This window comes from Streptomyces sp. NPDC104761 (assembly GCF_055583445.1).
This window is the reverse complement of sequence record NZ_JBVJNZ010000019.1, coordinates 1-5,055: the sequence shown is the minus strand read 5'-3', so window position 1 is coordinate 5,055 and position 5,055 is coordinate 1. Positions and strand designations below refer to the sequence as shown.

The window sequence follows — 5,055 nt, the reverse complement described above, 5'->3', positions numbered from 1 at the left end:
GTGGTTTTTTTTTTTTTCGTGCGGCGGGGGGGGTGCGGGTTTCCTTCCCGCCCCGCCCCCCCCCCCCCCCCCCCCCCCCCCCCCCCCCCCCGATGCACGAGCCACGGGTACGGGGGGAACCCCGGCTCTGTGCGACGGCCGATGACCAGTCGGCTCACTCTGTACTGCGTCGCCGCCGCCGAAAACGTCACACCCTGCGGGAAAAAAGTTCAGGTGGTTTCAAAAACGCAGGTCACAGCGGCGCGTAAAGGTCAAAGCGCGCTGTACGTGGGGCTGGGCGAGGTGCGGGGCTGGTCGGGTCGCGCGGGTGCGAAGGCGGTCGGGGCGGGGGTGGCCACGCCGTCCTGGCGGTGGTCGTCGCCCCGGCCGCCGTCCTTGCCGCCGCCGGTGCCCCGGCCCGGCCGGCCCTCGTCGTCGCCCGTGCCGCTGCTGTCGCCCTTGCCGTCGTGCCGGCCGCCCTGGGTGTTGTCGTCGCCCTTGCCGTCGCGGGCCACGCCGTCCTTGCCGTTCAGCCCGGTGTCGAGGACGGCCTTGCAGAACTTGTCCACCCGGGCGGCGCCCCCCGCCAGTCCCTCCAGGGCACGCCTGCGGTCGGCGCCGAGGGACTTGCCGTTCTGCATCGCGCGGCAGGACGTCACGGCACCGCTCCACCCGCCGGCCGGGACGCCGGCCGAGCCGGTGTCGCGGTTCTTCCGCCGGCCGGACGGGTCGGGCGAGGGCTGCCCGGAGCCGCCCGAGGCGGCACCGGAGGACGGCGTCCGGGTCTCGCCGCCGAGCAGCGACTCGGGCGACTGCGAGCCCTGCGGGCGTGCGGGGGTACCGGCGGCCGAGACGGAGGCGGCCGGTCCCGGGTGACTGTCGTCGAACGGCGTCGGCAGCACTCCGGTACCCGCGGCCACCGCGACCCCGCCGAGCATGCCGACGGTCAGCGCGGCGGCGAGACCCAGCCGTGCGGGACGGGCCCAGCCCGGCGCCCGGGCCGGCCGGGAACCGGCGCCGATCCTGAAGAGGCCCGCGTCGGCGGTCCGCCCGCCCCGGCCCTGCCACGTGGCCGCACCGGTCCGGGCGTCCTCGCCGGATTCGCGCGCTTTGCGGAAGGCAGCCAGTGCGGCTTCCTCACCGGGGAGTTCGGCAGCGGCGGGCGTGGCCTGCGCGGAGAGCGCGCCGAGCGTGTCGGCGAGGCGTTCTGCCTGGTCACGGGCGGAGGCGTCGACAGCTTCGAGCGACTCACCGCGCAGCAGACGTTCCGCCGTCACCCGGTTCAGCCACTTGTCCTGCTGGTCGGCCATCACATGTCCTTCTGCGTCCGCGAACGCGTATGCGTCACACTCGCGGACGTCACCGCACGGGCGTTCGGTTCTCGCTGGGGTGGCAGCGCATCGAGGACGTCCGCCGTCTCGGGGTCGGCGCCGATCAGTTCGGCGAGTTTCTTCAGCCCCCGGTGGGCCGCGGTCCGCACGGCGCCGGCGCGCTTGCCGAGGGTCTCGGCGGCGGTCTTGGCGTCGAGACCCATGACGACCCTGAGGACGACGGCCTCGGCCTGGTCCTGCGGCAGCCGGGCGATGAGGGAGAGGGTGGAGTCGGTGGTCAGCGCCTCGATGGCCTCGCCGGCGGTGTCCGACTCGGCGGGCCGGCCGGTCAGTTCCGTCTCGTCGCCGCCGATCGCGGGGCGGCGGCCGCGCATCCGTATGTGGTCGAGGGCGCGGTTGCGGGCGATCCGGGCGGCCCAGCCGCGAAACCGGTCCGCGTCCCCGCTGAACCGGGACAGGTCGCGGGCGATCTGCAGCCAGGCCTCGGAGGCGACGTCCTCGGCGTCCGGCTCGCCGACCAGCGTGCGGACGTACCCGAGCAGTCGGGGCTGCACCGCGCGATAGACGATGCGGAACGCGGTCTCGTCCCCGTCCTGTGCAGCACGTACCGCGGCGGTCAACTCCGCGTCGTCCCCCAGCACCCGTGTGTTCCCTACTTTGGGCCTGAACCGGCGCCGCTCTCACGGTTGTGGTTCTCGCCGTCGTGGTTCCTCAATTGATGGTTGCGGTGTTCGGGACCGCGGATCCTTGCGGTGGTCATACGTCCTCCGCGGCCCGGCGCGAACTGCACGTTACGACCTGAAACCGCTCCCCGTCCACGTCCGTACAAAGTGCAACTAACTCGTGACGCCCTGAGGTGTGACAGAAAACGCACTCCTGACGCTGAACAGAGTACGGGCCGCCGCGCGGCTCGTGCCGCGCGACGGCCGGGGCCTCTCCTGTGGGGGGTGGCGGCCCCGGCCGTTGCTTCGGTGTCCGCCGCTTCCGCATCGCGGCCATGCGGATCCTTCCGGGGCGGCGGGGCCGGCTCAGGAGGCCGGGTCCAGGGCGTCCTCGGGCAAGGGCTTCCCGGCGAGGGGCTCTTGGGCGGGGACCGCGCCGCGGGCCCTGCGGTTGTCGAGGCGGATGGAGACCAGGGCGACCAGGACCGCGGCCGCCGCCATGGCCGCGCCCACGGCGCTCGCGGAGGCGTAGCCGTACCCGGCGTCGATGGTGAGTCCGCCGAGCCAGGCGGCGATGGCGTTGCCGAGGTTGAAGGCGCCGATGTTCAGGGAGGACGCCAGGGTGGGCGCCCCGGCCGCGTTGTCCAGTACCCGCTTCTGCAAGGGCGGCACGGTGGCGAAGCCGAAGAAGCCGATCAGGAAGATCAGGACCACCGCGGCGGCCTGGTGGGAGGCGGCGAGGGAGAAGGACAGCAGGGTCACCCCGAGCAGGGACAGCGCGGTGGCGAGCATCGGCATCAGCCGGCGGTCGGCGAGCCGGCCGCCGACGATGTTGCCCAGCACCAGTCCGCAGCCGAAGACCACCAGGAGCCAGGAGACCGAGGACTCGGAGAACGAGGCGACATCGGTCAGGATCGGTGCGATGTAGGTGATGGCGGCGAAGACCCCGCCGAACCCGAGGACGGTCATCAGCATCGCGAGGATCACCTGCGGATCGCGGAGCGCGGCGGTCTCCCCGGCGACGCCGGACACCTCGGGGCGCCGGTCCTTGGGGACGAAGCAGAGCACCCCCGCGACACCGAGGACGCCGAGCGCGGCGATCAGGACGAAGGTGACCCGCCACCCGGCCGTCTGGCCGACCAGTGTCCCCAGCGGGACCCCGGCGACATTGGCGATGGTCAGTCCGCTGAACATCAGGGAGATCGCCGAGGCCCGGCGGTGCGGTGCCACCAGACCGGCCGCCACGACCGAGCCGATGCCGAAGAAGGCGCCGTGCGCGAAGGAGGCCAGGACCCGCCCGGCGAGCAGCAACGCGAAGTCCGGTGCCGCCGCGCAGAGCAGGTTGCCGGCCGTGAAGACGCCCATCAGCAGGGCGAGCATGGTCTTCCTGGGCATCCGGGTGCCCAGCAGTGTCGTCACGGGGGCACCGACGACCACGCCGACCGCGTAACAGGTGACCAGATAACCGGCCGACGGGATCGACACCCCGAAGGTGTCGGCCACCTGCGGCAGGATGCCGGTGGCCACGAACTCCGTGGTTCCGATCCCGAACGCACCTATGGCCAGGGCCAGCAGTGCCAGTGGCATATGTCCTCCTCGGCCGCCGCGCACCGGGACGATGCGCGGGGCTCGCGACGGAGGGCGGCCGTACCGCGCGGACAGGCGCGAGGCTGTGCGGGACCGCCCGCGGTGACCGATGGGTCCCCGGCCGGCCGACGGCGGGGGGTGCGGCCGGCCGGGGTGTCACCGCGCGGCGACGTTAGCCCTGCGCGTCGCCGTGGTCCGAGGGATGCGGTCGTACGACCGGCGGCTTCGGCAACTTGCCGGGGTTGTGCGGGAGGGGACGGACGACAGAGGACAGGGTCAGCGGACGGGGGTCCCGATGCCCGCCTCCGGTACCCGGAGAGTGGAGGAGAGCAGGCGCAGCGCCGCCTCGGACTCGGTGCCCACGCGGGCCGTGTAGGCGATCATGCGCTGGCCCGCCGCGCCCGGCACCAGCAGGCTCTGGAACGACAACTCCATGGAACCCGCCAGGGGATGGACCATCTCCTTGGTGCCGGCGACACACGTGCGCACCGGATGCCGGGCCCAGCGCTGCGCGAACTCCTCGCTGTTCATGATGAGTTCGCCGACCAGTTCGGCGAGCTGCTTGTCCTGGGGATAGCGGCCGGCCACCAGCCGCAGGGAAGCCACCGCGAGCTGCGCCTCCTCGTGCCACTGCGGATACAGGTCCCGGGTGCGTTCGTCGAGGAAGAGCATCCGGGTCAGGTTCGGCCGCCGCGACGGGTGTTCGGGCGCGTCGAAGTCCAGGTGCATGGCCAGCAGCAGGTGCCCCATGGCGTTCCAGGCGAGGATGTCGTTGTGCCGGTCCAGGACCAGGGCGGGGGTGTCGGCGAAGGTGTCGATGAGCTGGCGGACCCCGTGGTCGGCGCAGGCGGCGCGCGGCGGCTGAACGCGCCGGGAGGTGGCCGTCTCCGGCCGGGCCAGGTCCATCAGATGGCTGTACTCGTCCGGGGTCAGCCGCAGGGTGCGGGCGATGGCGTCCAGGACCGCGTCGGACACCTGGACCGTGCGGCCCTGCTCCAGCCGGGTGTAGTGGGTGACGCTCAGGCCGGCCGCCAGCGCCACCTCCTCGCGACGCAGACCGGGCACCCGGCGGCGCTCCGCGAACTGCGGCAGCCCGATCTCCTCGGGAGTGAGAGCGGCTCGGCGGCTGCGCAGGAAGTCGCTCAGCTCGGAGAAGTCAGGCATGGGGTGTCCCTCCCGTGAATCCGGTGCGATGGACCGTGCTCCTCGTCCAACGGACGCGGGGTCCGTCTCCTTCCCGTCCTGGGTGGTCAGGATCTGACCACCCAGGGCACGGCCCGTCAGCGCCAGGCGAGTCGGATCTGGGGTCTGGGTAGCTCCCGGCCCCGGCCGCAGGATTCCTTCCGTCGACGTCTCCCGGCGTTTCGGCGTCCCGGAATCTCAGCGTCTCGAAGGGGATCTCATGTCTGTTGTGGATGGTGTGGTGGAGGGGTCGGAGGGGTCGGTGGGGTCTGGTGTGGGGGGTGGGGGTGTTCCGGGTGGGTTGTCGTCGCGGA

General features: G+C 72.7%; 4 protein-coding genes. All 4 read right to left on the bottom strand.

Going from position 1 to position 5,055, the window contains the following annotated elements; translation table 11 throughout:
* Positions 1-251: 251 nt before the first annotated feature.
* The gene (locus tag ACZ63F_RS36925) at positions 252-1,289 is read right to left on the bottom strand and encodes a hypothetical protein (RefSeq protein ID WP_469717945.1); all 1,038 of its coding nucleotides are present in this window, start codon (positions 1,287-1,289) and stop codon (positions 252-254) included.
* A complete protein-coding gene (locus ACZ63F_RS36920; protein ID WP_457701228.1) occupies positions 1,289-1,951 on the bottom strand; it encodes an RNA polymerase sigma factor in 663 nt (220 codons plus the stop codon). The genes ACZ63F_RS36925 and ACZ63F_RS36920 overlap by 1 nt, the downstream gene beginning before the upstream one ends.
* 387 nt (positions 1,952-2,338) lie before the next feature.
* Positions 2,339-3,559, bottom strand: a complete 1,221-nt coding sequence (locus ACZ63F_RS36915) for an MFS transporter (protein WP_469717944.1) — start codon at positions 3,557-3,559, stop codon at positions 2,339-2,341.
* Positions 3,560-3,835: 276 nt separating this feature from the next.
* Complete coding sequence (locus ACZ63F_RS36910; RefSeq protein WP_469717942.1) at positions 3,836-4,723, bottom strand: helix-turn-helix domain-containing protein; 888 nt, start codon at positions 4,721-4,723, stop codon at positions 3,836-3,838.
* Positions 4,724-5,055 lie beyond the last annotated feature (332 nt).

Coding starts and splice junctions, on each gene's coding strand:
- ACZ63F_RS36925 (WP_469717945.1), bottom strand. CDS start 1,289: ATGGCCGACCAGCAGGACAAGTGGCTGAACCGGGTGACGGCGGAACGT.
- ACZ63F_RS36915 (WP_469717944.1), bottom strand. CDS start 3,559: ATGCCACTGGCACTGCTGGCCCTGGCCATAGGTGCGTTCGGGATCGGA.
- ACZ63F_RS36910 (WP_469717942.1), bottom strand. CDS start 4,723: ATGCCTGACTTCTCCGAGCTGAGCGACTTCCTGCGCAGCCGCCGAGCC.